General features: G+C 71.1%; 25 protein-coding genes and 1 pseudogene. 6 read left to right on the top strand and 20 right to left on the bottom strand.

Features of this window, described 5'->3' with window-relative positions:
* Nucleotides 1–18 precede the first annotated feature (18 nt).
* The 10 genes from ACYVKY_RS06425 to ACYVKY_RS06380 all read right to left on the bottom strand — a co-directional run bounded on the left by ACYVKY_RS06425 (nucleotide 19) and on the right by ACYVKY_RS06380 (nucleotide 8,861).
* A complete protein-coding gene (locus tag ACYVKY_RS06425) occupies nucleotides 19–582 on the bottom strand; it encodes a (2Fe-2S)-binding protein (RefSeq protein WP_460434140.1) in 564 nt (187 codons plus the stop codon).
* Complete coding sequence (locus ACYVKY_RS06420; RefSeq protein WP_460434139.1) at nucleotides 579–1,451, bottom strand: FAD binding domain-containing protein; 873 nt, start codon at nucleotides 1,449–1,451, stop codon at nucleotides 579–581. The genes ACYVKY_RS06425 and ACYVKY_RS06420 overlap by 4 nt, the downstream gene beginning before the upstream one ends.
* A 12-nt stretch (nucleotides 1,452–1,463) precedes the next feature.
* Nucleotides 1,464–2,339 (bottom strand): MBL fold metallo-hydrolase, encoded by an 876-nt coding sequence (locus ACYVKY_RS06415; RefSeq protein ID WP_460434138.1) that lies wholly within the window; start codon nucleotides 2,337–2,339, stop codon nucleotides 1,464–1,466.
* A 29-nt stretch (nucleotides 2,340–2,368) separates the two neighbouring features.
* Entirely contained in the window at nucleotides 2,369–3,763 is a 1,395-nt protein-coding gene (locus tag ACYVKY_RS06410) for an NAD-dependent succinate-semialdehyde dehydrogenase (protein WP_460434137.1), read from the bottom strand.
* Between the two features lie 7 nt (nucleotides 3,764–3,770).
* Nucleotides 3,771–4,439, bottom strand: coding sequence for a histidine phosphatase family protein (locus ACYVKY_RS06405; RefSeq protein ID WP_460434136.1), 669 nt, complete (start codon nucleotides 4,437–4,439; stop codon nucleotides 3,771–3,773).
* Nucleotides 4,432–4,725, bottom strand: a complete 294-nt coding sequence (locus ACYVKY_RS06400; RefSeq protein WP_460434135.1) for a putative quinol monooxygenase — start codon at nucleotides 4,723–4,725, stop codon at nucleotides 4,432–4,434. The genes ACYVKY_RS06405 and ACYVKY_RS06400 overlap by 8 nt, the downstream gene beginning before the upstream one ends.
* Before the next feature lie 74 nt (nucleotides 4,726–4,799).
* A complete protein-coding gene (locus tag ACYVKY_RS06395; protein WP_460434134.1) occupies nucleotides 4,800–5,642 on the bottom strand; it encodes a fumarylacetoacetate hydrolase family protein in 843 nt (280 codons plus the stop codon).
* A gap of 14 nt (nucleotides 5,643–5,656) precedes the next feature.
* Nucleotides 5,657–6,493, bottom strand: a complete 837-nt coding sequence (locus ACYVKY_RS06390; protein ID WP_460434133.1) for a PEP/pyruvate-binding domain-containing protein — start codon at nucleotides 6,491–6,493, stop codon at nucleotides 5,657–5,659.
* Nucleotides 6,490–7,131: a GntR family transcriptional regulator gene (locus ACYVKY_RS06385; protein WP_460434132.1), complete on the bottom strand. Its 642-nt coding sequence runs from the start codon at nucleotides 7,129–7,131 to the stop codon at nucleotides 6,490–6,492. Before ACYVKY_RS06385 ends, ACYVKY_RS06390 begins: the two co-directional genes overlap by 4 nt.
* Entirely contained in the window at nucleotides 7,128–8,861 is a 1,734-nt protein-coding gene (locus ACYVKY_RS06380) for a PEP-utilizing enzyme (protein WP_460434131.1), read from the bottom strand. Before ACYVKY_RS06380 ends, ACYVKY_RS06385 begins: the two co-directional genes overlap by 4 nt.
* A 350-nt stretch (nucleotides 8,862–9,211) precedes the next feature.
* Here ACYVKY_RS06380 and budC point away from each other — a divergent pair, with 350 nt between their 5' ends.
* A complete protein-coding gene (budC, locus tag ACYVKY_RS06375) occupies nucleotides 9,212–9,985 on the top strand; it encodes an SDR family NAD(P)-dependent oxidoreductase (protein WP_460434130.1) in 774 nt (257 codons plus the stop codon).
* Nucleotides 9,986–10,669: 684 nt separating this feature from the next.
* On the opposite strand, the gene ACYVKY_RS06370 is transcribed toward budC, so the two are convergent.
* The 4 genes from ACYVKY_RS06370 to ACYVKY_RS06355 all read right to left on the bottom strand — a co-directional run bounded on the left by ACYVKY_RS06370 (nucleotide 10,670) and on the right by ACYVKY_RS06355 (nucleotide 15,641).
* Nucleotides 10,670–12,370, bottom strand: a complete 1,701-nt coding sequence (locus tag ACYVKY_RS06370) for a CocE/NonD family hydrolase (protein WP_460434170.1) — start codon at nucleotides 12,368–12,370, stop codon at nucleotides 10,670–10,672.
* 111 nt (nucleotides 12,371–12,481) lie between these two features.
* Entirely contained in the window at nucleotides 12,482–13,240 is a 759-nt protein-coding gene (locus ACYVKY_RS06365) for an SDR family oxidoreductase (RefSeq protein ID WP_460434129.1), read from the bottom strand.
* Nucleotides 13,240–14,019 (bottom strand): enoyl-CoA hydratase/isomerase family protein, encoded by a 780-nt coding sequence (locus ACYVKY_RS06360; protein ID WP_460434128.1) that lies wholly within the window; start codon nucleotides 14,017–14,019, stop codon nucleotides 13,240–13,242. The genes ACYVKY_RS06365 and ACYVKY_RS06360 overlap by 1 nt, the downstream gene beginning before the upstream one ends.
* The gene (locus ACYVKY_RS06355; protein ID WP_460434127.1) at nucleotides 14,016–15,641 is read right to left on the bottom strand and encodes an AMP-binding protein; all 1,626 of its coding nucleotides are present in this window, start codon (nucleotides 15,639–15,641) and stop codon (nucleotides 14,016–14,018) included. The genes ACYVKY_RS06360 and ACYVKY_RS06355 overlap by 4 nt, the downstream gene beginning before the upstream one ends.
* Before the next feature lie 191 nt (nucleotides 15,642–15,832).
* Here ACYVKY_RS06355 and ACYVKY_RS06350 point away from each other — a divergent pair, with 191 nt between their 5' ends.
* A complete protein-coding gene (locus ACYVKY_RS06350; protein WP_460434126.1) occupies nucleotides 15,833–16,489 on the top strand; it encodes a TetR/AcrR family transcriptional regulator in 657 nt (218 codons plus the stop codon).
* A 784-nt stretch (nucleotides 16,490–17,273) separates the two neighbouring features.
* Here the strand turns inward: ACYVKY_RS06350 and ACYVKY_RS06345 are convergent.
* From ACYVKY_RS06345 to ACYVKY_RS06330, 4 genes and pseudogenes are all read right to left on the bottom strand, one after another.
* Nucleotides 17,274–18,203 (bottom strand): annotated as a pseudogene (locus ACYVKY_RS06345) (aldo/keto reductase).
* 35 nt (nucleotides 18,204–18,238) lie between these two features.
* Nucleotides 18,239–19,120, bottom strand: coding sequence for a helix-turn-helix transcriptional regulator (locus ACYVKY_RS06340; RefSeq protein ID WP_460434125.1), 882 nt, complete (start codon nucleotides 19,118–19,120; stop codon nucleotides 18,239–18,241).
* A 54-nt stretch (nucleotides 19,121–19,174) separates the two neighbouring features.
* Nucleotides 19,175–19,903 carry a Rossmann-fold NAD(P)-binding domain-containing protein gene (locus tag ACYVKY_RS06335; protein ID WP_460434124.1) on the bottom strand — a complete coding sequence of 243 codons (729 nt, stop codon included), beginning with the start codon at nucleotides 19,901–19,903 and terminating at the stop codon, nucleotides 19,175–19,177.
* Nucleotides 19,903–20,274: a cyclophilin-like fold protein gene (locus ACYVKY_RS06330; RefSeq protein ID WP_460434123.1), complete on the bottom strand. Its 372-nt coding sequence runs from the start codon at nucleotides 20,272–20,274 to the stop codon at nucleotides 19,903–19,905. The genes ACYVKY_RS06335 and ACYVKY_RS06330 overlap by 1 nt, the downstream gene beginning before the upstream one ends.
* 175 nt (nucleotides 20,275–20,449) lie before the next feature.
* On the opposite strand from ACYVKY_RS06330, the gene ACYVKY_RS06325 reads away from it, so the two are divergent.
* The 4 genes from ACYVKY_RS06325 (at nucleotide 20,450) to ACYVKY_RS06310 (ending at nucleotide 23,301) form a co-directional block, all read left to right on the top strand.
* Complete coding sequence (locus tag ACYVKY_RS06325; RefSeq protein ID WP_460434169.1) at nucleotides 20,450–21,469, top strand: zinc-dependent alcohol dehydrogenase family protein; 1,020 nt, start codon at nucleotides 20,450–20,452, stop codon at nucleotides 21,467–21,469.
* Nucleotides 21,470–21,495: 26 nt separating this feature from the next.
* A complete protein-coding gene (locus ACYVKY_RS06320; protein ID WP_460434122.1) occupies nucleotides 21,496–21,903 on the top strand; it encodes a cupin domain-containing protein in 408 nt (135 codons plus the stop codon).
* Complete coding sequence (locus ACYVKY_RS06315; protein ID WP_460434121.1) at nucleotides 21,900–22,475, top strand: cyclophilin-like fold protein; 576 nt, start codon at nucleotides 21,900–21,902, stop codon at nucleotides 22,473–22,475. The genes ACYVKY_RS06320 and ACYVKY_RS06315 overlap by 4 nt, the downstream gene beginning before the upstream one ends.
* A gap of 61 nt (nucleotides 22,476–22,536) precedes the next feature.
* Nucleotides 22,537–23,301: an SDR family NAD(P)-dependent oxidoreductase gene (locus ACYVKY_RS06310; RefSeq protein ID WP_460434120.1), complete on the top strand. Its 765-nt coding sequence runs from the start codon at nucleotides 22,537–22,539 to the stop codon at nucleotides 23,299–23,301.
* A 25-nt stretch (nucleotides 23,302–23,326) separates the two neighbouring features.
* Here the strand turns inward: ACYVKY_RS06310 and ACYVKY_RS06305 are convergent, their stop codons facing one another.
* Both ACYVKY_RS06305 and ACYVKY_RS06300 read right to left on the bottom strand, forming a co-directional pair.
* On the bottom strand, nucleotides 23,327–24,178 hold the full coding sequence (locus ACYVKY_RS06305; RefSeq protein ID WP_460434168.1) for an aldo/keto reductase: 852 nt from the start codon (nucleotides 24,176–24,178) through the stop codon (nucleotides 23,327–23,329).
* Nucleotides 24,179–24,281: 103 nt separating this feature from the next.
* Complete coding sequence (locus ACYVKY_RS06300) at nucleotides 24,282–25,169, bottom strand: aldo-keto reductase family protein (RefSeq protein WP_460434119.1); 888 nt, start codon at nucleotides 25,167–25,169, stop codon at nucleotides 24,282–24,284.
* Nucleotides 25,170–25,193: the final 24 nt, after the last annotated feature.

The raw sequence follows: 25,193 nt of genomic DNA, 5'->3' as shown, positions 1-25,193 counted from the left end.
GTGTGTCGGGGGCCGTGGTCACTGGTCCACCTGCCCACCGGCCACGTGGGCCTCGACCGCGTCCTCGTCCGCGGCACCGCTCCAGCCCCGTTCGGCGTCGTGGCCGTCGGAGGGGTCCGGATCGGGCGTGGCGGCCGCTTGCACGGCGGCGATGATGCGGTTGTACCCGGCGCAGCGACACAGGTTGCCGGACAATGCCTCTCGGATGGTCGCCTCGTCGGGGTGCGGGTCGGTGTCGAGCAGGTTCTGCGCCGACATCACCATGCCGGGGATGCAGAAGCCGCACTGGACGGCCCCGTGGTCGACGAAGGCGCGCTGCAGCCGGTTGGGTGCGCCGTCCTCGTCGGCCAGTCCCTCGACGGTCACGACGTCGGCGCCGTCGGCCTCACCGGCCAGCACGAGGCAGGCGTTGACGGTCACCCCGTTCATCAACACGGTGCAGGCGCCGCACTCGCCGACGGCGCAGCACTCCTTGGCGCCGGTCAGGGCGAGGTCGTCGCGCAGGACGTCGAGCAGCGGGCGGAACGGTGCTGCGTCGATGGTCCGGGCGCTGCCGTTGACGGTCAGGCGGAGCCAGGTCATGGCTGGTCCTTCGTCGCGGTCGCGAGGCGCCGGGAGGCCCGCCCCAGCGCACGCAGGGTCAGCACCCGCAGCATGGCGAGGCGGTACTCCCTGCTCCCGCGGATGTCGGTGATCGGGGCCGCGCGCGAGATCAGCGTGTCCAGCACGTTGTCCCGCGTCGACGCAGGGGTGCTGGGGTCGGCGAGGGCGCCGCTGGTGTCCTCGACGAGGAACGCGCGGGGGCCGACCGCCCCGTAGGCGAGGCGCACGCGCCCGGCGTCGTCGACCGAGCAGCTGAGGTTCACCGTGGCCAGGTCGACGCCGCGGCGCCGGGTCATGCGGGCGAACGCCGTGCCGGTGGGCCGCTGTGGCACGGTCAGCGTGAGGGCGACCACGACCTCACCACGGCGCAGCGCGGTCTCACCCGGGCCGAGCAGGAAGTGGTTCAGCGGCAGGCTCTGTCGTCCGTGGGGGCCGACGAGGTGGACGATCGCGTCCAGGGTGAGCAGTGTCGGGACGGTGTCCGCAGCCGGGGAGGCGTTGCAGATGTTGCCGCCGAGCGTGGCCCGGTTGCGGATCTGCAGGGAGCCGACGACGTCCATCGCGTCGATGAGCGAGGGGAAGTGGCGCCGCACCTCGTCCTGCTCGGCGACCTCGGTCATGACCTGCGTGGCGCCGACCAGCACCTGGCCGGCCGGTGTGCGGACGCCGTCGCTGAGGTCGGTGACGGTCTTGAGGTCGACGACCACCCGCGGCGCGGTGGTGCGGTGCCGCAGGGCGACGACCAGGTCGGTACCGCCGGCCAGGACGCGTGCCTGGTCGCCGTGCCGGGTCAGGGTCGACACGGCGTCGTCGAGGGCCGCGGGGCGGACGAGGTCGAAGGTCTGCATCTGGGTGAGGGGTCAGGCCGGTCGTGCCTGGGTGAGCTTGTCCCACAGGGAACCGGCGTTGAGGGTCTGGATGTGGTCCATCATGTAGCCCTGGCCGATGTCGACGGGGTAGCGGTCGGCGAAGTTGACCTTGGCCACGGTCTCCTCGCGGCTCCAGCCGCGGGCGACGGCGTCGGCGACGGCCTGCACCCAGTCGATCAGGTTGCTGCGCTGGCGGGCGAGGTAGGCGATGGTGACGACCTCGCCGTGGCCGGGGACGACCCAGTCGACGTCCAGGCCGGCGATCCGGTCGAGGGCAGTCAGCCACTGGGTGACGTTGGATCCCATCAGCCAGGTCTGGCACTCCGAGAAGATCGTATCTCCGGTGAACACGACCCGCTCCTGCGGGACGTGGACGGCGACCTGCCCGGGGGTGTGACCGGGGGTGTGCAGCAGCTCGAAAGTGTGCTCTCCCACCTGCAGGGTCAGGTCACCGGTGAAGACGATGTCGGCGCGCCCGGGGTCGGCGAAGTACGTGTCGCGGTCGGGGAAGATGGCCTCCCCGTCCGGGTCGTCGGTCGGGACGGCCTCGTGGGCGTAGTCGAAGGAGTCCAGCGAGGGCGTGACCTCCATGAAGTTGTCGGCCACGCCCTGGTGGTGGACGATCGGGCCGGCTCCTCGGAACCAGTAGTTGCCGAAGATGTGGTCCACGTGGTGCTCGGTGTTCACCACGTACCGGATCGGTCCGAGCGCCTCGGCGTCGGCTCGCATGGCGGCGGCGCGGGTCGGCAGCTGGGGGGTGTCGATGACGACGACCCCGTCGCTCGTCCGGACCAGGCTCGGGTTGCACCCGCGCAGCTTGGTGTTGGTCCACACGTTCTCGGTGACCTGCTGCATGTCGGTCTGCATCTGTCGTCCTCTCGGGTCGGGCGATCGGGTCAGGCGATCACGGTGGTGCGGAGGTTGGTGAACTCGCGCGCCCCGGCGGTACCGAGCTCGCGGCCGTAGCCGCTCTGCTTGACGCCGCCGAAGGGCAGCCGCGGGTCGGAGGCGACGACCGCGTTGACGAACAGGGCCCCGGACTGGATGCGGCGTCCGACGCGCAGTGCGTGGTCGACGTCGGTCGCCCAGACGCTGGCCCCCAGCCCGTACTCGGTGGCGTTCGCGAGCGCGACCGCCTCGTCGTCGGTGTCGAAGGCGATCACGGCCGCGGCCGGGCCGAAGGTCTCCTGGCTCATCACGGCCATGTCGGTGCGGACGTCGGCCAGGACGGTCGGCTGGTACCAGCCGGGCCCGTTGGGGTGTGCCGTCCCTCCGGTCAGGACGCGGGCGCCGTCGGCGACGGACTGGCGCACCTGCGCGTCGAGGGCGTCGGCCAGGTCGGGGCGGGCGAGCGGGCCGACCTGGGTGGTCTCGGCGGTGGGGTCGCCGACGACGAGGGCGGCGGCGGCCTCGGCCAGTCGCTGGGCGAACTCGTCGGCGATGCTGCGGTGCACGATGAACCGCTTGGCGGCCAGGCAGCTCTGCCCGCTGTTGATGAACCTCGCGGTCACCGCCTTGGGGACGACGACGTCCAGGTCTGCGTCGTCCAGCACCACGAACGGGTCGGACCCGCCGAGCTCCAGAACCGTCTTCTTGATGTTGGTGCCGGCGGCGGCGGCGACACCGGCTCCGGCCCGGTTCGAGCCGGTCAGGGTGACGGCGTGGATGCGCGGGTCCGCCACCAGGGCGGCGACGACGTCGGGCACGTCGGCCTCGGCGACCAGCAGCGTGGTGAACACGCCGTCGGGCAGCCCCGCGGCCCCCAGGACCTCCTGGACCGCCAGGGCGGTGCCGGTCACGTTCGGCGCGTGCTTGAGGAGCGCCGCGTTGCCGGCGACCAGCGCCGGGGCGGCGAACCGGAGCACCTGCCACAGCGGGAAGTTCCACGGCATCACCGCCAGGACCGTGCCGACGGGCTCGTAGCTGGTGAAGCTGCGTGATCCGGCGGCCTCGACCACCTCCTCGGCGAGGATCGTGGGCGCCTGCTCGGCGTAGTAGTCGCACACCCAGGCGCACTTCTCGACCTCTCCGCGCGCCTCGGTGACCGGCTTGCCCATCTCGGCGACCACCAGCTGGGCCAGCTCCTCGGCCCGCTCGCGGAGGGTCGCAGCGGCCCGGGTGAGGACGGCGCAGCGGTCGGCGAGGTCGTGCCGCGCCCAGTCCGCCTGTGCGTCGGAGGCGCGCTGCACCGCGGTGTCGAGCTCCTCGGCGGTCATCGCGGTGTACTCGGCGAGCCGGGCCCCGGTCGCAGGGTTGGTCGTGGTGATGGTGGTGGGTGGGGTGGCGGTCACGGTGTCCTCAGGTGCGCTGGGGGTCGAAGGCGCTGACGTCGATCTCGGTCGGGCTGGTGATGCGCAGGCGGGCGCCGGTCACGTAGCCGGGCTCGCCCGGGTCGCGTCCGGTGCTCGCGTGCAGCACGGCCCGGATGGCCGGCGAGTGGGTGACGCCGACGACGGTGCGGTCTCGGTGGGGGCCGTCGTCCAGCAGGCTGGCGGCGAAGTGGCGGAACCGGGTGACCAGCAGGTCGGCGGTCTCGCCGGGCGGCGCCGGGTGGCGCATCCACCAGCCGATGCGGTCCTCGGAGCCGAAGAACGCCTCGAACCACGGGTGCCGCGCCGCCTCCTCCGCGCTCATCCCGGGCACCTGCTCGGCCAGTGCCGGCGCCGAGCTGACCATGGACACCCGCGTTCCGGCCACGTACAGGTCGGGGTTGCGCAGGGCGAAGCAGTCCTGCGGTCCGACGAGGTCGGTGGCACCACCGGCCGACAGCCCGGCCGCCAGGCTCTCCGCCGTCTCGCGGGTCCGACGCGTGCCGCCGAACAGCAGCGACACCGGACCTGCGGCGCTGGCGAGGGCGCGACCCGCGTCCTCGGCGGCGGCACGGCCGGCCGCGATCACGGGGACGTCGCCCCGGTGCGAGGCGACCTCCCCGTGCCGCAGCAGCAGCAGCGTGACCGGATCAGACATCGATCGTCTGGTACGTGGAGACCTGCCGCTCCTCGAGGTACTCGATGATGTAGCCGAACACGTTCTCCTGGAAGTGCGGGGTGGCCTTGTGCTCCTCGTAGCCGGCCTCGTCGACGTACTGCTCGTAGAGGAAGAACGTGCGCGGGTCCTCGGGGGACACCTGCGCCTGGTAGTACAGGTTCTTCTCCTCGGCCCGCGACAGCGGCGTCATCTTCCTGATGACCTCCTCGACGCGGCCCTGCTCGCCCTCCTTGGCCTTCCAGATCGCTGCGACGACGAACGCCATGTCCATGCTCCTTCTTCGTGGTGCCGGGCGCCGGACGGCGACCGGTCGTGCTCGATGGACCCCGGGCGGCGCCGCTAGTGCGGTCGCGGTCCGATCGTGTTGCGCAGGACACCGATACCGGCAGCCTCCATCTCGATGACGTCGCCGGGCTGCAGCCACCGGTCGAGCTCCAGGCCCGACCCGCCCGCGGCGGTGCCCGACCCGATCACCTCGCCGGGGCGCAGCATCAGGTCCTGCGAGGCGTAGGCGATGAGGTCGCCGAAGCCGAAGTGCATGTGGGCCGTGGTGTCGCTCCCCCACTGCTCGCCGTTGACGCGGACGGTGAGTCGGGTGTCGGTGGGGTCCAGCTCGTCCGGGGTGACGATGCACGGGCCCAGGACGTTCGACCCGTCCCAGTCCTTGGCCTTGCACGGCCCCATGCCGATCGGCAGCTCGCGCACCTGCACGTCGCGAGCGGACATGTCGTTCCAGATCGTGTACCCGAACACGTGGCGGTCGGCGTCGGCGGCGTCGATGTCCCGCCCCTCGGTGCCGATCACGACCGCGAGCTCCAGCTCGTGGTCGAGCTTGGCCGTGTAGCGGGGCCACGGGATCTGCGCGTCCGGGCCGATCACCGTGTCGGGCAGGCCCTTGTAGTAGGCGGGGACCTCGTACCACTCCGGCGGGATCTCCTTGCCCAGGCCGGCGAAGGCGTTCTTCAGGTGCCCCTCGAACGTCAGGAAGTCCCGCAGCGTGCGTGGCCGCAGTGGCGCGAGCAACCTCGCGCCATCGATCGTCCCGCCGCCTGGTGCCTCGGGCGCGCCGGCGGCGATGAACTCGACCATGTCGCCGTCGAACCCGGCGTCCACGACCCGGTCGCCGTCCAGGAAGCCGACGCGCGCCGACTGGCCGGGCAGGTCGTAGGTCACGTACTTCACCAGGAAGCTCCCCTTCAGACGGTGGTGACCGGGCGGGACTGCAGCATGTACAGACCGGTGTCGTCGTAGGCCCACTCGATGTCCTGCGGGCCGCCGTTGAGCTCTGCCAGCCGCAGACCCATCTCGACCAGGCGCACCAGCTCGTCGTCGGACAGCACCGGCTGGTCGACGATGCGGGACTTCTTGACGTGCCCCTTGCGGTCGAGCGCGTAGTAGTCGGGTGTGACCTCGCCGGAGACGACGGCCTCGCCGACACCCGGAGCGGCCTCGACGATGACGCGGTCGCGACGGCCGTTCACCGGGTCGACGGTGAACATGACACCGGCCTTGGTGGCGTCGACCATCTGCTGGACGACCACGGCCATGTTGAGGTCGTCGAGTGAACCCTTGTGCTCGCGGTAGAACAGTGCCCGTTCGCTGAAGAAGGACAACCAGCAGTCGACCACCTTGACCATGACGTCGTCGAGGTCCTGGACGAACAGGTACGTCTCCTGCTGCCCGGCGTACGAGGCGTCCTCGCTGTCCTCGGCGCAGGCCGAGGACCGCACGGCCACAGGGCCCGCGGGCAGCGCGCGGTAGGCCTCGGTGATGGCCTCGGCCGGTGGCTGGGAGGCCTTGACGACGGCTCGGGCGGCCTCGAGGTCCTGCGCCTTGATGTGCTGCAGCAGGGCGTCCGAGTCCACCGCGTCACGGAACGCGGCGGCGGTGATGACGAATCCGGGCGGTACGGGTAGCCCGTCCTGGGTCATGCCGGCCAGGCTGGCGCCCTTGCCTCCGGTGAGGTCGACGTCGCGGCAGCGCTCGTCGTCGAACGCCAGGACGACCGGCTGCGTGCCGGGCTGGTCGGTCATGGCTGTCCTCCGGTGAGCAGGTCGCCGAACGAGGTGATGTGCTCCCGCAGCACCTTGCCGGTGAGCTCGGCGTCGCGGCTGCGGAGCGCGTCCAGGATCGGCACGTGCGTGGCGGCGATCGCCGACAGGTCCAGGTGGGAGGTCACCACGCTCACCAGCGTGAAGGCCTCGATCCGCAGCCCGCTCCACGTGTCGAGCAGCACCTCGTTCGCCGCCGCCTCCACGATCAGCTCGTGGAAGCGCGCGTCGTGCACGAGCAGGCCGTGCTGGTCGCGGCCGCGAGCGGCCCGTCGCATGCCCTGGACCTCGACCTCCAGCTGGCTGATCAGCTCCGGACCTGCCAGCGGTGCTGCCAGTCGACCCGCGAGCTCCTCCAGCACCGCCCGCACGGGGTACGTCTGTGCCAGCTCGTCCATCGACACCGCCCGTACGCGGGCACCCCTGTAGGGCTGCGACTCCACGAAGCGCATCGCCTCCAGGTCGCGCAGCGCCTCGCGGACCGGTGCCTGGCTGACGCCGAGCTCGTTGACGAGCTGGAGCTCGACGATGCGGTCGCCGGGCTTGTAGGTGCCGTCGAGGATGCGCTCGATGATCAGGTCGCGGATCTGCTCGCGCATGACCGTGCGCTCGAGCGTCACGTCAGCACCTGCACCACGCCGGTGGCGCCGTTGACGCGGACGCGGTCGCCGGTCTTGATCCGCCGGGTCGCGTCGGAGGTGCCGACCACGGCCGGGATGCCGAACTCCCGCGAGACCACGGCCGGGTGAGAGGCCATGCCGCCGGCGTCGGTGACCAGACCGCCGATCTTGGTGAAGAGCACGACCCAGGCCGGGCTCGTCATGCGGCACACGATGATCTCGTCGGCCTGGACCTCCTGGAACTGCTCCGGCGAGAGCACGACCCGGGCGGTGCCCTCCACGACCCCGACCGACGCCGCCAGGCCGTGCACCTCGCCCTCGGTGGTCGAGGGCTTGCGGTGCAGCTTCTCGGGGAAGGCCCACAGCGACAGGTACGGGAACGCGACGTTCTCCTCGGTCGCAGTGCCGACCCAGTCGCGGGGCCGCAGCTCGTAGGCGGTCTCGCGCTCGTCCCGGCGGTCGCCGACCAGGTCCTCCGCGTCGAAGGAGTTGCTGCCGGCCATGAGCACCCGCAGCTCGTTGTACCGCAGGTACATGACGTCCTCGGGGTCACCGAGCCTGCCCTGCTCGACCAACTTGCGGCCGATGGCGACGAGGACCAGCCGGACGCGGGCGTTGGTGCCCTGGTCGATGTAGAAGTGGTGGTCGGGCGTCAGCGGGTTCATCCGCAGGCTCAGGTCGAGCGCCTGCACCAGGCGGTCCTTGACCTCGCCGTCGGCGACGCCCGCGAGCACCTCTGCCTTGGCCGCCTCGAGGTCCTCGGCGACAGCGGCGATCTCGGCCGGGTAGTCGTAGTCCGCCTCCAGGTACCCGCGCACACCCTCGATGATCGGCGCGGGGTTCTCGCGCCAGGTCTTGAACGAGAACTCGTGGGCGTACATGGACTTGTAACCGAACTCCTTCGAGTAGCCCTCGATGTCCTCGGCGAGGAAGGCGCGGCCGGCGTCGGTGGACTCGAGCTCCCTGACGACGTCAGCGGCGGTGGGCTTGCGGAACGCGGCGGCGACGGCGCCGTCGGGGTCGGCCTTGATGTTCTCCTTGATCTTCCACAGCTCCTCGATGGAGTCCCAGTTGCGGTTGGTCGTGGATGACTGCAGCCGACCCATGAGAGCGCTGTGGTCGCCCTCGCCCTTGGCCTCGGCGATGACGGCGTTCAGTCCCATCGTGGAGGAGAACTGGGCGAAGTTCAGCACCCAGTGGATGGACCAGTGCCGGTCGTGCATGTCGATGGCGTCCTCGAGCAGGACGGCGAGCTCGACGAGCGACGCGCCGTCGTAGTCGTAGCCGTCGAACCGCTCGAAGTTGCGGGTCATCTCGGGCACCAGACGCTCGCGCCACCAGTGCAGGAAGTTCTCGGCGTAGTACGGCAGCGTCCAGCCCAGGTAGCCGCCGATCTCGGCCGGGTAGCTCTCGTCGATCGGCGTGCGGGGGGTGTACCGGGCGCCGTACTCCGAGGTCTCGGCGCTCAGCCCGGGCTCGGCCGGGATGGCCGCGGTGTAGACGTAGCCGTTGATGATCTTGGAGATCCAGTCCGAGGCGAACGGAGTTCCGAACCGGCGGAACATGTAGTCGCACTTGAGCCACCAGCCGCCGATGTCGGCGTACATCGGCGAGACGGGGTTCGGGATGTGCAGGTCGTCGTGCACCCACAGCAGCTCGCGCTGCCCGTCCTCGAACTCGACCGGGAACTCGTCGTCACCGAAGAAGGTGGCGATCGTCGTCTGGCCCATCGGATCCTCCTCGACCCTGGCCGCCTCGCTGCGGCACTAGATTATCGATAATCTAGTGAAGGTGGGGCGCTGTCAACCCCTCCGAACCGCGGCGCGCCGCCGGCACACCGTCCCCCTCGTCGTCGACCTGAAGGAGATACAGGCGCTAGCTCCCTTCCGTGGTGGGTGAACGTCCTGCAGGTGCCTTGCCACCCTCCTGGCGGGCACGGACGCGGACGAGCGGGCAGGCTCTGTCGAGCAGACCGCCACGTCCTTGCCGACAGGCGTGCCGGGCCGCCGCAGACGCGCCCACACGGTCACCCGTCGACTCCTCCCCCGCACGCCCCGGCCCCTGAACAGGAAGCACTCAGATGAAGAAGGCGCGATTCGACTTCACCGACGCCGTCGTCCTGGTCACCGGTGGCGGCTCGGGCATCGGAGGTGCGATCACCGCCGCCTTCCTGCAGGCCGGCGCCAGCGTGGCCATCACAGGACGCCGTCGCGAACGGCTCGAGCAGGCTCTCCGAGACCACCCCGCCGACCGGACGATGGCCCTGCCGGCGGACCTCTCCGACGGCTCCCAGGTCCGCCGGGTGATCGCCGACGTCGTCGAGCGGTTCGGACGCATCGACGTCGTGGTCAGCAACGCAGGCGTGCACACCTCGGGCCCGATCACCAAGCTCGAGGACGACGACTGGGAGGCCATGCGCGCCACGAACGTCGACGCGTTCTTCCACCTGGCCAAGGCGGCACTGCCGCACCTGGCTGCCTCCGGCGGCAACCTGGTCGCCGTGTCCTCGGTGTCCGGGGACCGCGGGGACTGGGGCCAGGCCGCCTACAACGCCACCAAGGCCGCCGTATCCAACTTCGTCCGCTCTCTCGCCCTGGACTGGGGCTCGGACGGCGTGCGCGTGAACGCGGTCGCACCGGCCTTCACCCTCACCGAGATGACCGCGGACATGGGCCGCGACGAGAAGTCGCTGGCCCCCTTCCTCGACCGAATCGCACTCGGACGGCCGGGTCGGCCCGAGGACATCGCCCCGGCCGTGCTGTTTCTAGCCAGTGAAGCGGCCCGGTACGTGACCGGCGTCGTGCTGCCGGTGGACGGCGGCACCAGTGCGTCCACCGGCCAGCCGCACGGCTGACCTGCCAGCGTCCTCGACGAACCGTCCGCTCGCACCCGTGCGGGCGGGGCCGCCTCGCACCGAACGATGTCGTGGTCAGAAGACACCACGCTCTGAACGGCATCCGACGCGAAATCGGACGGCCACCGCCCGAACGACGTGTAGCCGTCTGGCACGAAGCGACACGAGGCGCCCCATCACGTACCGCGAGCCACATGGCGAGCGGCGGCGGCGGCGAACTCATCGGTTCAATTCGGCATGAGATGGCATGACCCGACACGTGTACGGGCTGCCGGGCGAACGTCGTTCGTTAGCGCATGTGAGCGCACTTGACGTCATGGCGGTCGGTAGGGGTATGCCTGAGGTGCATACCTGCAGGTCAGAACGGGCTCCCGCGATTGGACTCGAACCAATAACCGTCCGATTAACAGCCAGCACGCGAACCGTCCGGCACGTGCCGCTATGGGTCACTCAGGGCCGTGACCTGCGGAAACACCGTCCGGAGCGTGTCACCCCCGCCGCCTTCTACGGGTTCGTACCAGGACTGCCGTGAGCGCACTGTGAGCGCATGAGCCATACCGACCATCCGCCGCGTTCCTCGAGCCGACAACTGCCAGACATCTGGGGCCCGTTGCTGCACCTCCCCCATCGCCTCCCGCGGGTCCGCGCGTGGGAGCAGGACCCGCGAGGGGCGGCGAGCGGCGGTCAGCGGTCGATGACCGGGAGCACCAGCCGGCTGGGCCGGGCACCACCGTGGTGGATGGTGGTGTCGGCGACGACCATGTCCTCCAGTGCCTCGGAGGAGATGAGCCCGCCGGTGTTGGAGTTGCGGTCGTAGTGCGGGAAGTTGCTGCCCGACACGTCGAGGCGGATCCGGTGGCCGGGCAGGAACACGTTCGAGGTCACCGACATCGGCACGGTCACCTCGTACACCTCCCCAGGTGTCATGAGCTCAGGCTCGGACAGGCTGTTGCGGTAGCGCAGCCGGAGGATGCCGTCGCACAGGTTGATCGCACGGCCGTCGGGGAACACGTCGACGAGCTTGGCCGTGATGTCGGTGTCCACGGTGCTGGCCGAGACGAACACCTTCAGCTCGACGAACCCGGTGACCTCCACGGGATCGGTGAGGACCGGGCCGGTGTAGCAGAGGACGTCGGCGCGCCCGTCGACCACGCGCTGGTCGACCGGGCCCACCAGACCCGGGAGCGGCGGCAGCAGCGCGCCTCCGGCGGTCGGCAGCGGGTCCCGGGGGTCGTACCGGAACTCGTCGCTGCTTTGGGTGCCTGGGGCGTCCCGCTGCAGGCTGCCGTCACCGTCCCGGGTGTTGGCGGAACCGCCGCTGGTCAGGTGGTAGTCGGTGTACTGGGTGTCGGGCAGGGGCCAGTCGGTCTCGTCACGCCACTGGTCGATGCCCATCACGAAGATGCGCACCCGGGGGGCCGGTGTTGCAGGGGGCGCGTCCTTGAGGTGCTGGTCGAAGAACTGGATGTGCACGGGCCCCAGGTCCTCGGCAGCGAGCATTCCGAAGTAACGGTCGGGGTACTGGCCGGTGAGGTTGATGTGGTCCCAGGGGCCGATGACCAGCCGGGACCGATCCCGGGCGTCCTCGGAACCGGCGGAGGTTCGGATGCGGACGAAGTCGGCGGCCTGCTCGTGCACCTTGAGGTCGTACCAGCCGCCGATCTCCAGCACCGGCACCGTGATCTCGCTGAGCCGCCTGGACCAGTCCTGGGCCTTCCAGTAGTCGTCGAAGTCGGGGTGAGCCAGCCAGTCGTCGAGCCAGCGACCGGTGCCTAGCACCGGTCGTGACGCCACCGGGGTCGGGTCGTTGAGCGCCATCAGGTCGAGCATGGCTCCGCCGATGCGCATCAGCGTCGCGGGGTCGGACGTCTCGCCACGCTGGAGAGACCGCTGCTCGGCGTTCGCGAACATCAAGGCGTTCCAGAAGGTCATCAGGCTGAGGCAGAGCGCGCCGCCCTGGGAGTACCAGAGTCCTGAGTACCAGTTGGCCGACGTCTCGGTGGGCGCGATCGCCTTCAGGCCCTGGTTGCTACCGAGGGCGAGGGCGAATTGAGTCATGCCCAAGTACGAGGCGCCGTAGGCGCCGACAGCGCCGTCGTACCAGTCCTGCTGGGCCAGCCACGCCATGACGTCTTCCCCGTCGGCGATCTCGTTCACCTTCGGAGTGAAATCGCCATCGGATTGGAAGGCGCCACGAGCGTCCTGGACGACCACCGCGTAGCCGGCGTTCACGAACGACAGGAGGGAGGGGACCGAGCTGGTCGGGCCGCCGGCCATCTGGGCGCTTTCCTTGTCGTAAGGATGGCGGACCAGAAGTGTGGGTGCCTTCCCTTCCAGTGGGCGCCAGACGTTGGCGCGCAGGGTCACCCCGTCCCGTGTGGTCATGGGGACGTTGCGCTCGTAGACATAAGTCATCAGGTCTCTCCTCGTTGAGAATCACTGGTGCGACTGGGGGTGTGTCGGGACCGTTCTCGTGCCGGCAGTGCTGGGGGTTGATCAGCGGATGGAAGAGCCGATCGAGATGCCGCCGTCGACGTCGAGGACGACGCCGGTGATGTAGCCGGCGGCTTCGGAGGCGAGGAACGTTGCGGCTTCAGCGATGTCGGCCGGCCGGCCGGTGTGGCGCATCGGGATCTTGGCGGTGAGCTTGTCCCGGGCGGGGCCGTTCATCGAGTCCAGCATCGGCGTCTCGATGAGGCCGGGGGCGATGGCGTTGGCGGTGATGCCGTGCCGGGCGCCTTCCAGAGCCAGGGTGCGGGTGAGGCCGACGATGCCGGCCTTGGCAGCGACGTAGTTGGACTGGCCGAAGTTCCCCCGCCACGACATGGAGGAGAAGCTGACGATCCGGCCGTAGCCGCGCTCCTTCATCCCGGGGAAGACGGCGCGGGCGCAGTAGAACGAGCCGCCGAGGCTGACGTCCAGGACCGCACGCCAGTCCTCGTCGGTGATGTCCTCGATGCGGTTGTCCCGGATGATGCCGGCGTTGTTGATCAGCACGTCGATACCGCCGGTGTCGGCCTGTACCGCGACGACCCAGGCGTCGACGCCGGCCGAGGAGGTGACGTCGAGGACGTCGGTGCGGACCGTGACGCCCTGTTTCCGGATGCCCTGTCCGGCGATGGCGAGTGCCTGCTCGCTGACATCGGCCAGGACGACCGTGGCGCCCTCCGCAGCGAACCGCTGCGCCATCGCCAGACCGAGTCCCTGGGCGGCCCCGGTGACGGCGACCACTCTGCCTTCGTAGCGCGCCGTCATCACGGTCCTCCGGGAGTGCTGGGGGTCAGGAACGCCTCCAGGGCCGCGCTGACCGGTTGGGTGCTCCAGTTGGAGGCGAACGCGTCGAGCTCGGCCCGCAGCGCGACCTCCGGCCCGGTGCCGGCGATCTCGCGCAGAAGGCCCTTGAGGGCGGACTGGGCGGGGCCGGCGGTGGCGGCGAGCTGCCGGCAGACCCGCATCGCGGTGTCCTCCAGCTCGGCTCGGGGCACGACCTGGTCCAGCCAGCCGCTGGCTGTGAAGGCGGTGGCGGGGAGCAGCTCGCCGGTGAGCAGCAGGCGGCGGGCCAAGGCGTGGCCGACGGCGGCGGGCAGCCGGACGCTGGACCCGGCGGCGGGCAGCAGCCCGTGGCGCAGGTGCCCGTCGCCGATGAGGGTGGTGTCCGCGGCGACCACCAGGTCGCACGCCAAGGCCAGTTCGAGCCCGCCTGCGACGGCGTGCCCGTGCAGGACGGCGACCCACGGCGTGGTTGCGGTGGTGATGCGCGTGAAGCAACGCGACACCGCCTCGAGGAACCGGACGGGGTGGGTGCCATCACGGTCCAGCGCGAGGAACTGGTGGAAGTCCCCCCCGGCGCAGAAGCTCGGGCCGGCCCCGGCGACCGCGACGACCGCGGTGTGCGGGTCGGCGTCAGCGGCGGTCACCTGCTCGTCGAGGGCGGCGATGAGCGGACCGTCCAGCGCGTTGCGCCGGGCCGGCCGGTTCAGCGTCAACCACCGGACCTCGCCGCGCTGCTCCACGAGCACGGGTGACGCGGTCATGAGGTGGTGGCTCGACGGTTGCGCAGCAGGTACCGCTGAACCTTCCCGCTGGGGGTCTTGGGCAACGCGTCGCGGAAGTGCACCGTGCGGGGGTAGGCGTGCGCGGCGTAGCGGGTCTTGACTAGCTGCTGCAGCTCCACCACGAGCTCAGGACCGCCGGCGACACCGTCCCGCAGCACCACGTGCGCCTCGATGACCTCACCCCGGACCTCGTCGGGGGCCGCGACCACACAGCACTCCGCGACGGCAGGGTGCTGGGACAGCACCGACTCGATCTCGAACGGCCCGATCCGGTAGCCGGCCATGATGATGACGTCGTCGTCGCGCGAGGAGAAGAAGAAGTCGCCGTCGGCGTCGACCCGGCTGGCGTCCCCGGTGAGGTACCAGCGGCGGTCGGCCGTGAACCGGGAGTCGGCCTGCCCCGGCGTCTGGTACTCGGTGAAGGTCATCGCCGGGCTCGCCGCGACCTCCACGGCCACCCGCCCGAGCACCCCTGGACCTGCCGGCTCGTCCGACTCCTCAGCCAGCACCGTGAGCTCCCAGCCGGGGATGGCGCGGCCCATCGAGCCTGCCTTCATTGGCCGTGCTAGGTCAGGGTGGTGGCAGTTGGCCAGCACCATGCCGACCTCGGTCTGACCGAAGTGGTCGTGGACCTGCAGGCCGAGCGCGGCACCGGCCCACTCGTTGACCTCGGGGGTCAATGGCTCGCCGGCGCTCGAGAGCCGCGCGAGAGTGAGACCCGCAGGAACGGGCACCGAGGACGAGCGCAGCGCGCGGTAGACGGTGGGTGCGGCGGTGAAGTCGGTGACCCGGTGGTCGGACAGCACCTTCCAGGTGCCTTCGACGGAGAACCCGCCGGACACCAACATGGTCGCCACCCCGGCCGTCAGCGGCGCGGCGATCGCCGAGTACAGGCCGTACGCCCACCCGGGGTCGGCAGCGCACCAGTAGGTGCTCTCCTCGGTGACCCCGAGCGCGAGCTCGAGATAGACCTGCCAGCCGGCCAGGTAGGCCACCGGATGCACCACACCCTTGGGCTTGCCCGTCGTCCCCGACGTGAACATGTGCACCAGCGGGCCGTCCCCGCCGACGGCCACCCGGGGCAGCGGCTCCGACGACGCGGCACCGATCACCTCGGTGAGCAGCAGATCGCCAGGGTGCTCGGGTGCGCCATGGCCTGTGACGAGGATCCGGCGCTGGGCGTCCTCCGCCAGGTCCGGACCGGGGACGAGCTTGTCACGCTGGCCGGGGTCGACGACGACGACGTGACAGCCGGATCCTTCCAGGCGCATAGCGATCGACTGCGGGGCGAACGCGGTGAACAGCGGCACGTACACGGCGCCCAGTCGCCAGGTCGCCACGATCAGCACCACGAGGTCGACGCTCTTGTCCATGAGCGACGCCACCCGGTCGCCGCGACCCACCCCGAGGTCTGAGAGGGCGCGGGCGAGGCGGGTGGAACGCTCGGCGAGCTCGCCGTACGTCAGCACGGTGGGGGTGAGGTCCTGGCCGACGACAGTGAGCGCGACGCCGGCGGCGGGGTGGTCGTCGCACACCAGCGCTGCGACGTCGGCAGTCAGGTCGGCGAACCGGTCGCGGAGCTCGAGGACACGAGCCGCCACGGCGGCGTCGTTGGACGGTGGCGCAGATGACGGCACTGGACGCTCCTCGGTGGACGCTCGGCAACTCGATGTTATGGGTACGATACGCAGTACGTTCGTACCCATGTCAATACCCTGCTGGACAGCGAGCCGCAGGATGAAGTGCCGATTGCTCGCTACCGTGTCCCGGTGACGCACCGATGAGGGAGGCCATGGTGACCGCGGGCGGCTCGGTCAGGCCCCGGCCACCCCACGGGGGGCCGGGGACCTCGGTGCGCCGACGTCGAGTGGACCAGGAGCGACGCGCAGAACTGCTGTCGTCCTTGGAGGACCTGGTGCTGCTCGAGGGCTTCACCGCACTCACCGTCGACGACATGGCTCGTCGCCTGCACTGCTCGAAAGCGACTCTCTACAGCGTCGCGGGCAGCAAGGAGCAGCTCGTCATCGCCCTGACCAAGCGCTTCTTCAAGCAGTCCACCGAGCAGGTCGAACGGGCCGTGGCGGCCGTGGACGACCCACGGCGCCGGATCTCCACCTACCTCGCAGGGGTCGGCACCGCGATGGGTCGGTGCTCCCCCGCCTTCTACGCCGACATGGTCGGCTACGCCCCGACCGCCATCGTCTACGCCACCAACTCCGACGCCGCAGCCCGCCGTGTACGAGAGCTTATCGACGCCGGCGTCCAGACCGGCACCATGCGCGCGGTCGACGGCACGTTCGCCGGACAGCTGGTGGCACTGGCGATCCAGGGCATCCAATCCGGCGCCCTGCTGAGCCCGACCGGACTCAGCGCGGGACAGGCCTACACCGAGATGGCCGACCTTCTCATGCACGGCCTGGCAGCGGGACCGACGGCGCCCGATCCCTGACGGATCCTGACGACCTGCCGTTGCGGCGCGGCCCCGCGCGTCGTCGTCCCTTCTACTTCGTCGCGTGGCTGGCCCAGACCCGTCCGGGGTCCTCCTCCGTCGGGAGCCCAGCGGCGACGAGCATGCGGTCGAGGAGTAGCTGGGTCTTGCCACCTCCTGGCCAGACGTCAGGGCGGGCCGGCGATCGCGAACACGGTCGAGGAAGTGGTGACCGCGTGTCGCTCGCCGGCCCCTCACGTGCACCCGACGCGAAATCGGACGGTCGTCGGCCGCACGCGATGCGGAGTCCCGGCACCGCCCGGCACCTGCCACCACGACTAAGCACATGACCCACCCACCGGGACGCTGGCCAACGTCGAATGGCTGCACGCGACGGCACCAGATGACACGGCGCGGCACGCCCGACGGGCGCGCGGGACGGCCGGATGTGAGCACGTGTTAGCGCACACGACATAAGGAAACCCCGCCAGCGATGGCCGACGGAGCATTCCTGCAGTTCAGACGGGCTCCCGCGACTGGACTCGAACCAGTAACCGTCCGATTGACAGCCAACACGCAGACCGTCCGGCTCGTACCGTCGAGAGCCGCGTAAGGCCGTGACCTGCGGAAACACTGTCCGGGGCGTGTCGCCTCCTCCGCCTTTTACCGGGTCGTGCCGGGACTTCCGTGAGCGCACCGTGAGCGCCTCGGGTCATGCAGCAACTGGCTGCCAGGCCGCGAAGAGCAGGGTCGCAGAACGATCTCCTTGCCGTCCCGACGTCACTGCTGTCGCGTCGTGCTGACGCTAGACGCCGCCCGCGCTGAGCGTCGACACGGCATCCATCTGGGCCGCCTCGAGTGCCACGTCGGCGGCAGAGGCGTTGGCGCTGAGCTCCTCGAGGTTCTCGGCACCGACGATCACCGAGGCGACCGCCGGCCGTGACAGCAGCCACGCCAGCGACACCTGGGGAGCGGCGAGGCCCCACCGGTCCGCCAGACCCTGGACGGCCTCACCGACTCCGCGCTCCGCGTCGGTGAAGCCGGCCCCTCCGAATCTCGCATCGCCCTTGACCCCTCGCAGTCCCGGGGCGCCGGCCAGCAACCAACCGTGCAGCGGCGCGAAGGGGATGACCGAGAGCCCGAGACGCGTGCAGGCGGGCACCAGCTCGCGCTGCGGTCCGGTCGACCAGGTTGTACTTCACCTGCACGCAGACGGGTGCAGGACGGTGGGTGGTGTCGGCGATCACAGGGCGTGCGCCACCTGCCACGCCGGGTGGTTGGACAGGGCCACGTGCCGCACCTTGCCCGCCCGCACCAGGTCGTCGTAGGCGAGGAGGGTCTCCTCGAGCGGGGTGGTGGCGTCGGGGGTGTGTGCGTAGTAGACGTCGATGCGGTCGGTGCCCAGGCGGCGCAGGCTCTCCTCGGCCTGGGCCACCACGCGGCGACGCGTCAGGCCGCGCTCGTCCGGTCCGGGACCGGTGGGTTCGCCCGACTTGGTGGCGACGACCACCTGGTCGCGACGACCGCGCAGGGCCCGGCCGAGGATCAGCTCTGCCGGCTCCCGCTGCGCCGCCGGTGGCGCGCCCGGCCGGTCGAAGGTCGGCATGTGCCCGTACACGTCCGCGGTGTCGACGAAGGTGATGCCGAGGTCGATCGCGGCGCCGACCATCCGCTCGGCGTCCCGGGCGAGCGGTGCGACCCCGAAAGTCGCTGTGCCCAGGCAGATCCGGGACACCTCGAGGTCCGTCTGACCGAGCCTGGCGTAGCGCATCAGCCCACCACCGGGACCCCGGCGGGTTGCCGCTCGGCGCCCCAGGATCCCAGCAGGCGCAAGCGCTCAGCGGAGGGTGAGCCGGGTTCGGCGGTGTAGACCAGCAGGACGTTGCCGGGTTCGGCGGTGACGGCGAGCTCCTCGTAGGCGAGGACGAGCTCACCGGCGACGGGGTGGTGGAACCGCTTGGTGCCGGCACCGTGGGTGCGCACGTCGTGGCGCGCCCAGAGGGTGCGGAAGGTGTCGCTGCGGGTGGAGAGCTCGCCCACCAGGTCCTGGATGCCGCGGTCGTGCGGGTCGCGTCCGGCCTCGGCGCGGATGACGGCGACGCACATCTCGGCGAACCGGTCCCAGTCCGGGTAGAAGTCGCGAGCGACCGGGTCGAGGAACTGGAACCGAGCCAGGTTCGGCGTGCGTCCTCCGTCGCCGATCACCGGCGAGTAGAAGGCGCGGCCGAGGTCGTTGACGGCCAGCAGGTTCTGCCGGGGGTCGCGGACGAACGCGATGCCGTCGGTGACGGCCGACAGCGCCCACTGCAGGCTCGGACGCGGTGGGGTCGGACGCGAGGTGCGGCGGCGGGACCGTCCCGAGGTGGGGATGCCGTCGGCCGCGCGGGCCAGGTCGAGCAGGTGCGCCCGCTCGGTGTCGTCGAGCTGCAGCGCGGTCGCGACGGCGTCGAGGACCGACGAGGAGGCACCGGCGATCGCGCCGCGCTCGAGCTTGGCGTAGTACTCCACGCTCACGCCGGCCAGCTGGGCGGCCTCGCTGCGTCGCAGCCCGGGCACCCGCCGGTTCGCTCCCCCGACGATGCCAGCCGCCTCGGGCGTGAGGCGGGCACGACGGGTCATCAGGAACTCGCGCACCTCGGCTCGGTTGTCCACGCGCTCAGCGTAGGTCGCGGTCCCGTGGCCTGGGGTTCCCTGCGGTGGCACCCCTCACGCCGCGACGAACGCCTCGAGCGTGACGCCGGTCAGCCGGGCGAGCTCGTCGACGAGCTCGGTACGGAACGCCACGTCCTCGACCGCCGAGTGGGGCCGTTGGGTGCGCTGGTGGTACCAGCAGCCGCCGGTGGCCGGGTCGAGGTCGGTACCGACGGCCAGCCGCACCTGGGTCCGGTGGCCGGCCCGCAGGTCGTCGGGGGCGCCGGGCCCGCCCATCCGGGTCGGCACCCAACCGGGGTCGACGGCGTGGCTGGCGGTGCCGGGCCTGCGCTCAGCGAGCTCGCGGCTGAGGGCGGTGACCCATAGCTTGGTGTCGGAGTAGGTCGCTGCACCCGAGGCCAGCCGGCGCACGTCGGTCGACCCGCCGCGGTGCATCCCGCTGCTCAGGAACACCAGCCGTCCGGGCGGCGCACTCGACGCGACCAGCAGGTACGGGGCGAGCACGTTCACGGTGGCGACGTCGTGCGGCTCCATCACCCCGGCGTTGTGGATGACGGCGTCGAACGGGCCCGACGCGTCCGCCTGACGCGCGAGGTCGGCGACCTGGTCGAGGTCGGACAGGTCGCCGGTGACCACGTCCGCCCACCTGAGCCCCGGAGGGTCAGAGGGGCGCCGCGACCGGTCGCGGACGTGGACGACCACGTCGTGGCCCTGCGCGGCCAGGTCGGTGGCGGCGTTGAGCCCGAGCCCGCTCGCCGCGCCGGTCACCAGCACCCGCGCCATCAGGACCGCCCGTGGGTCAGGTCGAGGACGGTGCCGTCCTCGACCTGGGCGAGCAGGGACGGGTCGAGGTCGAACCGGCCGACCCGGTACAGCCCGGGCCAGCTGCCGACGTGACCGTGGTAGAGCACCAGGCATCGTCCCGGCGCGTAGTAGCCGATGTCGCCGGGACCGGGTGAGTCGCTGCGCTGTGCACCCGGCACCACCAGCGGCGGGTCGAGGACGGACAGTTTCTCGACGCCGCCGTGGTCGCGCAGGCTCAGCCGCAGCGGCAACCGCGCGGCGACTGCCGCTGCGACCGGGTCGTCCTCGTCCAGCGTCCCACCGAAGTCGCCGGGTCGGTCGAGCACCGACACGAATCGCACCGCGACCACGACCCACCCCACATCCCGCCCGACCTCCGGGCTCCGATCACGACGGTAGGCGGTGTCCGAACGCCGAGGGGTGCCCTGCTGGTACACCCCACGGCAGGGACTTCCGGGGCGCGCGCGACCCGCGCAGGGTGGTGCCATGACCACCGACACCACCACCGAGCCCCGCCCGTCCGCCATGCGCGGGGTCGTCATGCACGCCCCGGGCGACGTCCGCGTCGAGGACCGCGAGATCCCCACCGTCGTCGAGCCCACCGACGCGATCGTGCGCCTGAGCGCCTCGTGCATCTGCGGATCCGACCTGTGGCCCTACCGCGGCGCCGAGCCCGTCGAGGACCAGCCGATGGGCCACGAGTACGTCGGCGTCGTCACCGAGATCGGCGCCGACGTCAGCACGGTGCAGGTCGGCGACTTCGTCGTCGGCTCGTTCTTCGCCTCCGACAACACCTGCGAGATCTGCCGTTCCGGCTACCAGACGCACTGCGTGAACCGCCAGCCCGGCGCCGCCACCGGCGCCCAGTCCGAGTACGTCCGCGTCCCGCTCGCCGACGGCACCCTCGTGGCCACGCCAGGGCACCCCGACCCCGACCTGGTCCCGTCGCTGCTCGCGGCGTCCGACGTCCTGGGCACCGGCTGGTTCGCCGCCGTCGCCGCCGAGGTCGGGCCCGGCAAGGCGGTCGCCGTCGTCGGTGACGGCGCGGTGGGGCTGCTGGGGATCCTGGCCGCCCGCGAGCTCGGTGCGGAGCGGATCATCGCGATGAGCCGCCACGCCGACCGGCAGGCCCTGGCCCTCCACTACGGCGCCACCGACGTCGTCGAGGAGCGCGGCGAGGCGGGCGTGGCCCGCATCAAGGAGCTCACCGACGGCCTCGGCGCCCACAGCACCATCGAGGCCGTCGGCACGCAGGAGGCGATGACGCAGGCGATCCAGGCCACCCGCGCCGGCGGCCACGTCGGCTTCGTCGGCGTCTCCCACGACGTCTCGCTCGACGGCCAGGAGCTGTTCTTCTCCGGCGTGCACCTGCACGGCGGCCCCGCACCCGTCCGCCGGTTCCTGCCCGACCTGATCCGGCGCATCTGGGACCGCGAGATCGACCCCGGCAGGGTCTTCGACCTCACCCTCCCCCTCGAGGACGCCGCCGAGGGCTACCGCGCCATGGACGAGCGCCGCGCCACCAAGGTCCTACTCACCCACTGACCGATCACGAGAGACGAGGAACAACAGTGCGACTCACGACCAGCAGCGGGCAGACGACGCCGGGCCCGGCCGACAACTTCACCGGCACCGTGCTCGTCGACGGCATCCGCACCCCCGACGACGACTCCGCGGTCGGTTGCGCCCACGTGCGGTTCGCGCCCGGCGCCCGCACCGCGTGGCACACCCACCCCAAGGGCCAGACCCTCTACGTCACCGACGGCATCGGGCTGGTCGCCACGAGGGCGGACGGCGTCCGTGAGATCCGACCCGGCGACGTCGTGCACATCGCATCCGGCGAGGAGCACTGGCACGGCGCCACCCCCGACCGGTTCATGGCGCACGTCGCGATGCAGCAGGCCGACGACGACGGCGAGGTCGTCACCTGGCTGCGGCACGTCACGAACGAGGAGTACACCGCAGGGGGTGAGGCATGAGGACTCCCGGTGCGGTCCGTCGGCTCGGGCTGCGGGCGGCCGCCGCCGCCCTGATCGTTGGTCTCGCCGGATGCGCCGGCGGCACCGAGCCGGCGGCCGTCACCTCAGGTAGCAAGCCGGCGGCACCGTCGACGTCGCCCGTCGCCGCCCCGCCCACGACCTCGGTCCCCGCGCCGACCTCGACGGCGGATGCCTCGCCTGACCAGGTCGTCGGGACGGTCGTGCGGTTCACCTCCGAGCGCACCAGCGTCGACGTCACCATCGGCGAGGACAGCCCCGCGACGCGCGACTTCCTGTCGATGCTGCCGCTGGAGCTCGGAGTGGAGGAGTACGCCGGCGCGGAGAAGATCGCCTACCTACCCCGTGAACTGGCCTACGAGGGCACCGCAGGGTCCGACCCCGAGGACGGAGACCTCATTTACTTCACCCCCTGGGGCAACCTCGGCTTCTACTACGACACCAGCGGCGTCGACTACTCCGACGCCACACTGCACCTGGGCACGTACCAGGCCGACCGGGACCAGCTCGCCCTGCTCGAGGGCGAGCGGGTCACCGTCGACGTCGTCCCCTGACACCGCACCCACCACCGCACGCACCTCCCACCCGTCACCGACCGAGAGGCCACGAACCACGATGCTCACCTATGACTTCTCCGGCAGGGTCGCCCTCGTCACCGGCGGCAGCACCGGTATCGGAGCCGCCACCGTCCGCGCCTTCGCCGCGGCCGGCGCTGCCGTCGCCGTGCTCGACCTCGACGGGGAGGGCGCCCGGGCGCTCGCCGACGAGATCGACGGCCGGCACGGCCGCGTGATCGGGATCGGCTGCGACGTCAGCGACGAGGCCCATGTCGAAGCCGCTGTGCGGCAGACGGTCGAGGCCTTCGGTCGGCTCGACATGGCCTTCAACAACGCCGGCATCATGATGCCGCCGGTCGACTCCGCCGACGAGACCGCCGAGGCGTTCGACCGCATCGTCGCCGTCAACCTGCGCGGCATGTGGGCTGCGATGAAGCACGAGCTGGTGCAGATGCGCCGGCAGGGATCGGGCGCGATCGTCAACTGCTCCTCGCTCGGCGGGCTCGTCGGCGGTGACGGCCGAGCGACCTACCACGCCACCAAGCACGGCGTCATCGGCCAGACCAAGAGCGTGGCGCTGCAGTACGGCCCGCTCGGGATCCGCGTCAACGCCGTCTGCCCTGGTACCGTCGAAACCCCGATGGTCGACCAGATGGCCGCGCGCGGTGAGCTCGACCGGAATGCCGCGGCCGCCGGCGTCGCCCTGCGCCGCCTCGGCCGGCCCGAGGAGATCGCTGCCGCCGTCCTGTGGCTCGCCAGCGACGCCGCCAGCTACGTCACCGGCGTGGCCCTGCCCGTCGACGGCGGTCACACCGCGCAGTGAGCCCGACAGGCGACTCGCACGGGGTTCAGGGCTCGGAGATCTGCACGTCCCACGTCGAGGGATCGACCGCGTCGGGATCGGGGCCGCCCCGCACGCCCCGGTCGAGAACGTCGATGCGCGCGAGCTCGTCGGCCTCCAGGTCGAAGTCGAAGACGTCGAGGTTCTGGGCGATCCGGACCGGGTTCGTGGACTTGGGGATCACGGACCGCCCCCGCTGGAGGTGCCACCGCAGCATCACCTGCGCGGGCGTCCTGCCGTGTGACCGGGCGACGTCCCCGATCACGGGGTCCTCCAGGACGCTCCTGCGGTCCTCGCCCCAACCCGGGTAGAAGGTGATGCCGCCGATCGGCGACCACGCCTGCGTGAGGATGCCGAGGGCGGCGTCGGCCTCCTGCACCGCCGGCTGGGAGAAGTAGGGATGCAGCTCCACCTGGTTGACCGCCGGCACCACGTCGGTCTCCTCCCGGAGGGCGGCGAGGTGGTGGGGCATGAAGTTGCTGACGCCGATCGCTCGTACCTTGCCGTCCGCCAGGAGCCGTTCCAGGGCCTGGTAGGCCGCGATGGTGCGCTCGAAGTGCTGCGGCATCGGCTGGTGCAGGATCAGCAGGTCGATGTGCGAGAGACCGAGCTTGGTCGCGCTCTTGGTGAACGCGTGCAGCGTCTCGTCGTGGCCGTAGTCGCTGACCCAGACCTTCGTCTCGACGAAGACGTCGTCGCGGTCGAGGCCCGAGCGACGGATGCCCTCGCCGACCTCCCGCTCGTTGCCGTAGCCCGCGGCGGTGTCGACGTGCCGGTAGCCGGCCGCGAGGGCGATCTCGACGGCGGTCGCGGTCTCCTCCGGGGCGCTCTGGAACACGCCGAGGCCGATGACGGGCATCTGGACGCCGTTGTTGAGGGTGAGGGGCTGGTTCACGGTGTCTCCCAGGGGGTGAGGTGATGGCGCGGGATCGCGGCGCGCGGCTCGCTGTGGTCGGCCACGCTCAGGCGGCGTCGATGCTGAGGTCGATGACCTCGGGCGTCACGACGTCCGGGTCGACCGCTCCGCGCTTGCCGGTGTCGAGGTCGGTCAGGGCCCGCATCTGGTCGGCGTCCAGCTCGAAGTCGAAAACCTGGGCGTTCTCGACGATCCGCTCGGGCCGCACCGACTTCGGGACCACGCTGCGGCCCTCCTGCAGGTGCCAGCGCAGGATGACCTGCGCCGGCGTCCTCTCGTGCGCGCGCGCCACCGCGAGCACCGTCTCGTTCTGCAGGGGTGGCACCGCGCCGTTCTCACCGGCCCAGCCGTAGACCCCGCCGATCGGTGACCACGCCTGGGTGTGGATGCCCAGCTCACGGTGCGCTGCGAGCTGGCCGGCCTGCTGGAAGTTCGGGTGCAGCTCGACCTGGTTCACAGCCGGGACGACATCGGTCCGGTCCGCGAGCGCGCGGAGGTGTGCGGGCTTGAAGTTCGCCACGCCGATGGCACGCACGCGACGTTCAGCGAGCAGACGCTCCGCTGCCCGGTAGGCGGCGACCGTGCGGTCGAAGTCCGCGGGCCAGGGCCAGTGCAGCAGGTAGAGGTCGACGTAGTCGACGCCGAGCTTGGCGGTGCTGGTGTCGAACGCCCGAAGTGCGCTGTCGAAGCCGTAGTCGGTCATCCACAGCTTGGTGGTGAGGAACAGCTCGGCGCGGTCGACGCCGCAGTCGCTGATGCCCTGACCGACCTCGCGCTCGTTGAAGTACGCCGCCGCGGTGTCGACGAGCCGGTAACCGGAGCGCAGCGCGGTCGACACCGCCGTGGTCGCATGGTCACCCTCGCTCTGCAGCACCCCCAGGCCCACGGCGGGCATGGTCACACCGTTGTTCAGGGTGATGGTCGTCTGCGTCATGCCGATCCTCTCGTGTGCTTCGGC

Source organism: Angustibacter speluncae (assembly GCF_054777815.1).
Note: the sequence above shows the minus strand (reverse complement) of the source record. Positions and strands in the feature narration are given on the sequence as shown.

Bases quoted from the DNA above. Each gene is read 5' to 3' on its own strand.
- ACYVKY_RS06370 (WP_460434170.1), bottom strand. From the start codon at position 12,370: ATGACCACACGGGACGGGGTGACCCTGCGCGCCAACGTCTGGCGCCCA.
- ACYVKY_RS06405 (WP_460434136.1), bottom strand. From the start codon at position 4,439: ATGTCTGATCCGGTCACGCTGCTGCTGCTGCGGCACGGGGAGGTCGCC.
- ACYVKY_RS06325 (WP_460434169.1), top strand. From the start codon at position 20,450: ATGCGCGGGGTCGTCATGCACGCCCCGGGCGACGTCCGCGTCGAGGAC.
- ACYVKY_RS06425 (WP_460434140.1), bottom strand. From the start codon at position 582: ATGACCTGGCTCCGCCTGACCGTCAACGGCAGCGCCCGGACCATCGAC.
- ACYVKY_RS06310 (WP_460434120.1), top strand. From the start codon at position 22,537: ATGCTCACCTATGACTTCTCCGGCAGGGTCGCCCTCGTCACCGGCGGC.
- ACYVKY_RS06400 (WP_460434135.1), bottom strand. From the start codon at position 4,725: ATGGCGTTCGTCGTCGCAGCGATCTGGAAGGCCAAGGAGGGCGAGCAG.
- ACYVKY_RS06380 (WP_460434131.1), bottom strand. From the start codon at position 8,861: ATGGGCCAGACGACGATCGCCACCTTCTTCGGTGACGACGAGTTCCCG.
- budC (WP_460434130.1), top strand. From the start codon at position 9,212: ATGAAGAAGGCGCGATTCGACTTCACCGACGCCGTCGTCCTGGTCACC.
- ACYVKY_RS06390 (WP_460434133.1), bottom strand. From the start codon at position 6,493: ATGACCGACCAGCCCGGCACGCAGCCGGTCGTCCTGGCGTTCGACGAC.
- ACYVKY_RS06360 (WP_460434128.1), bottom strand. From the start codon at position 14,019: ATGACCGCGTCACCCGTGCTCGTGGAGCAGCGCGGCGAGGTCCGGTGG.
- ACYVKY_RS06350 (WP_460434126.1), top strand. From the start codon at position 15,833: ATGGTGACCGCGGGCGGCTCGGTCAGGCCCCGGCCACCCCACGGGGGG.
- ACYVKY_RS06305 (WP_460434168.1), bottom strand. From the start codon at position 24,178: ATGCCCGTCATCGGCCTCGGCGTGTTCCAGAGCGCCCCGGAGGAGACC.
- ACYVKY_RS06315 (WP_460434121.1), top strand. From the start codon at position 21,900: ATGAGGACTCCCGGTGCGGTCCGTCGGCTCGGGCTGCGGGCGGCCGCC.
- ACYVKY_RS06365 (WP_460434129.1), bottom strand. From the start codon at position 13,240: ATGACGGCGCGCTACGAAGGCAGAGTGGTCGCCGTCACCGGGGCCGCC.
- ACYVKY_RS06335 (WP_460434124.1), bottom strand. From the start codon at position 19,903: ATGGCGCGGGTGCTGGTGACCGGCGCGGCGAGCGGGCTCGGGCTCAAC.
- ACYVKY_RS06420 (WP_460434139.1), bottom strand. From the start codon at position 1,451: ATGCAGACCTTCGACCTCGTCCGCCCCGCGGCCCTCGACGACGCCGTG.
- ACYVKY_RS06415 (WP_460434138.1), bottom strand. From the start codon at position 2,339: ATGCAGACCGACATGCAGCAGGTCACCGAGAACGTGTGGACCAACACC.
- ACYVKY_RS06300 (WP_460434119.1), bottom strand. From the start codon at position 25,169: ATGACGCAGACGACCATCACCCTGAACAACGGTGTGACCATGCCCGCC.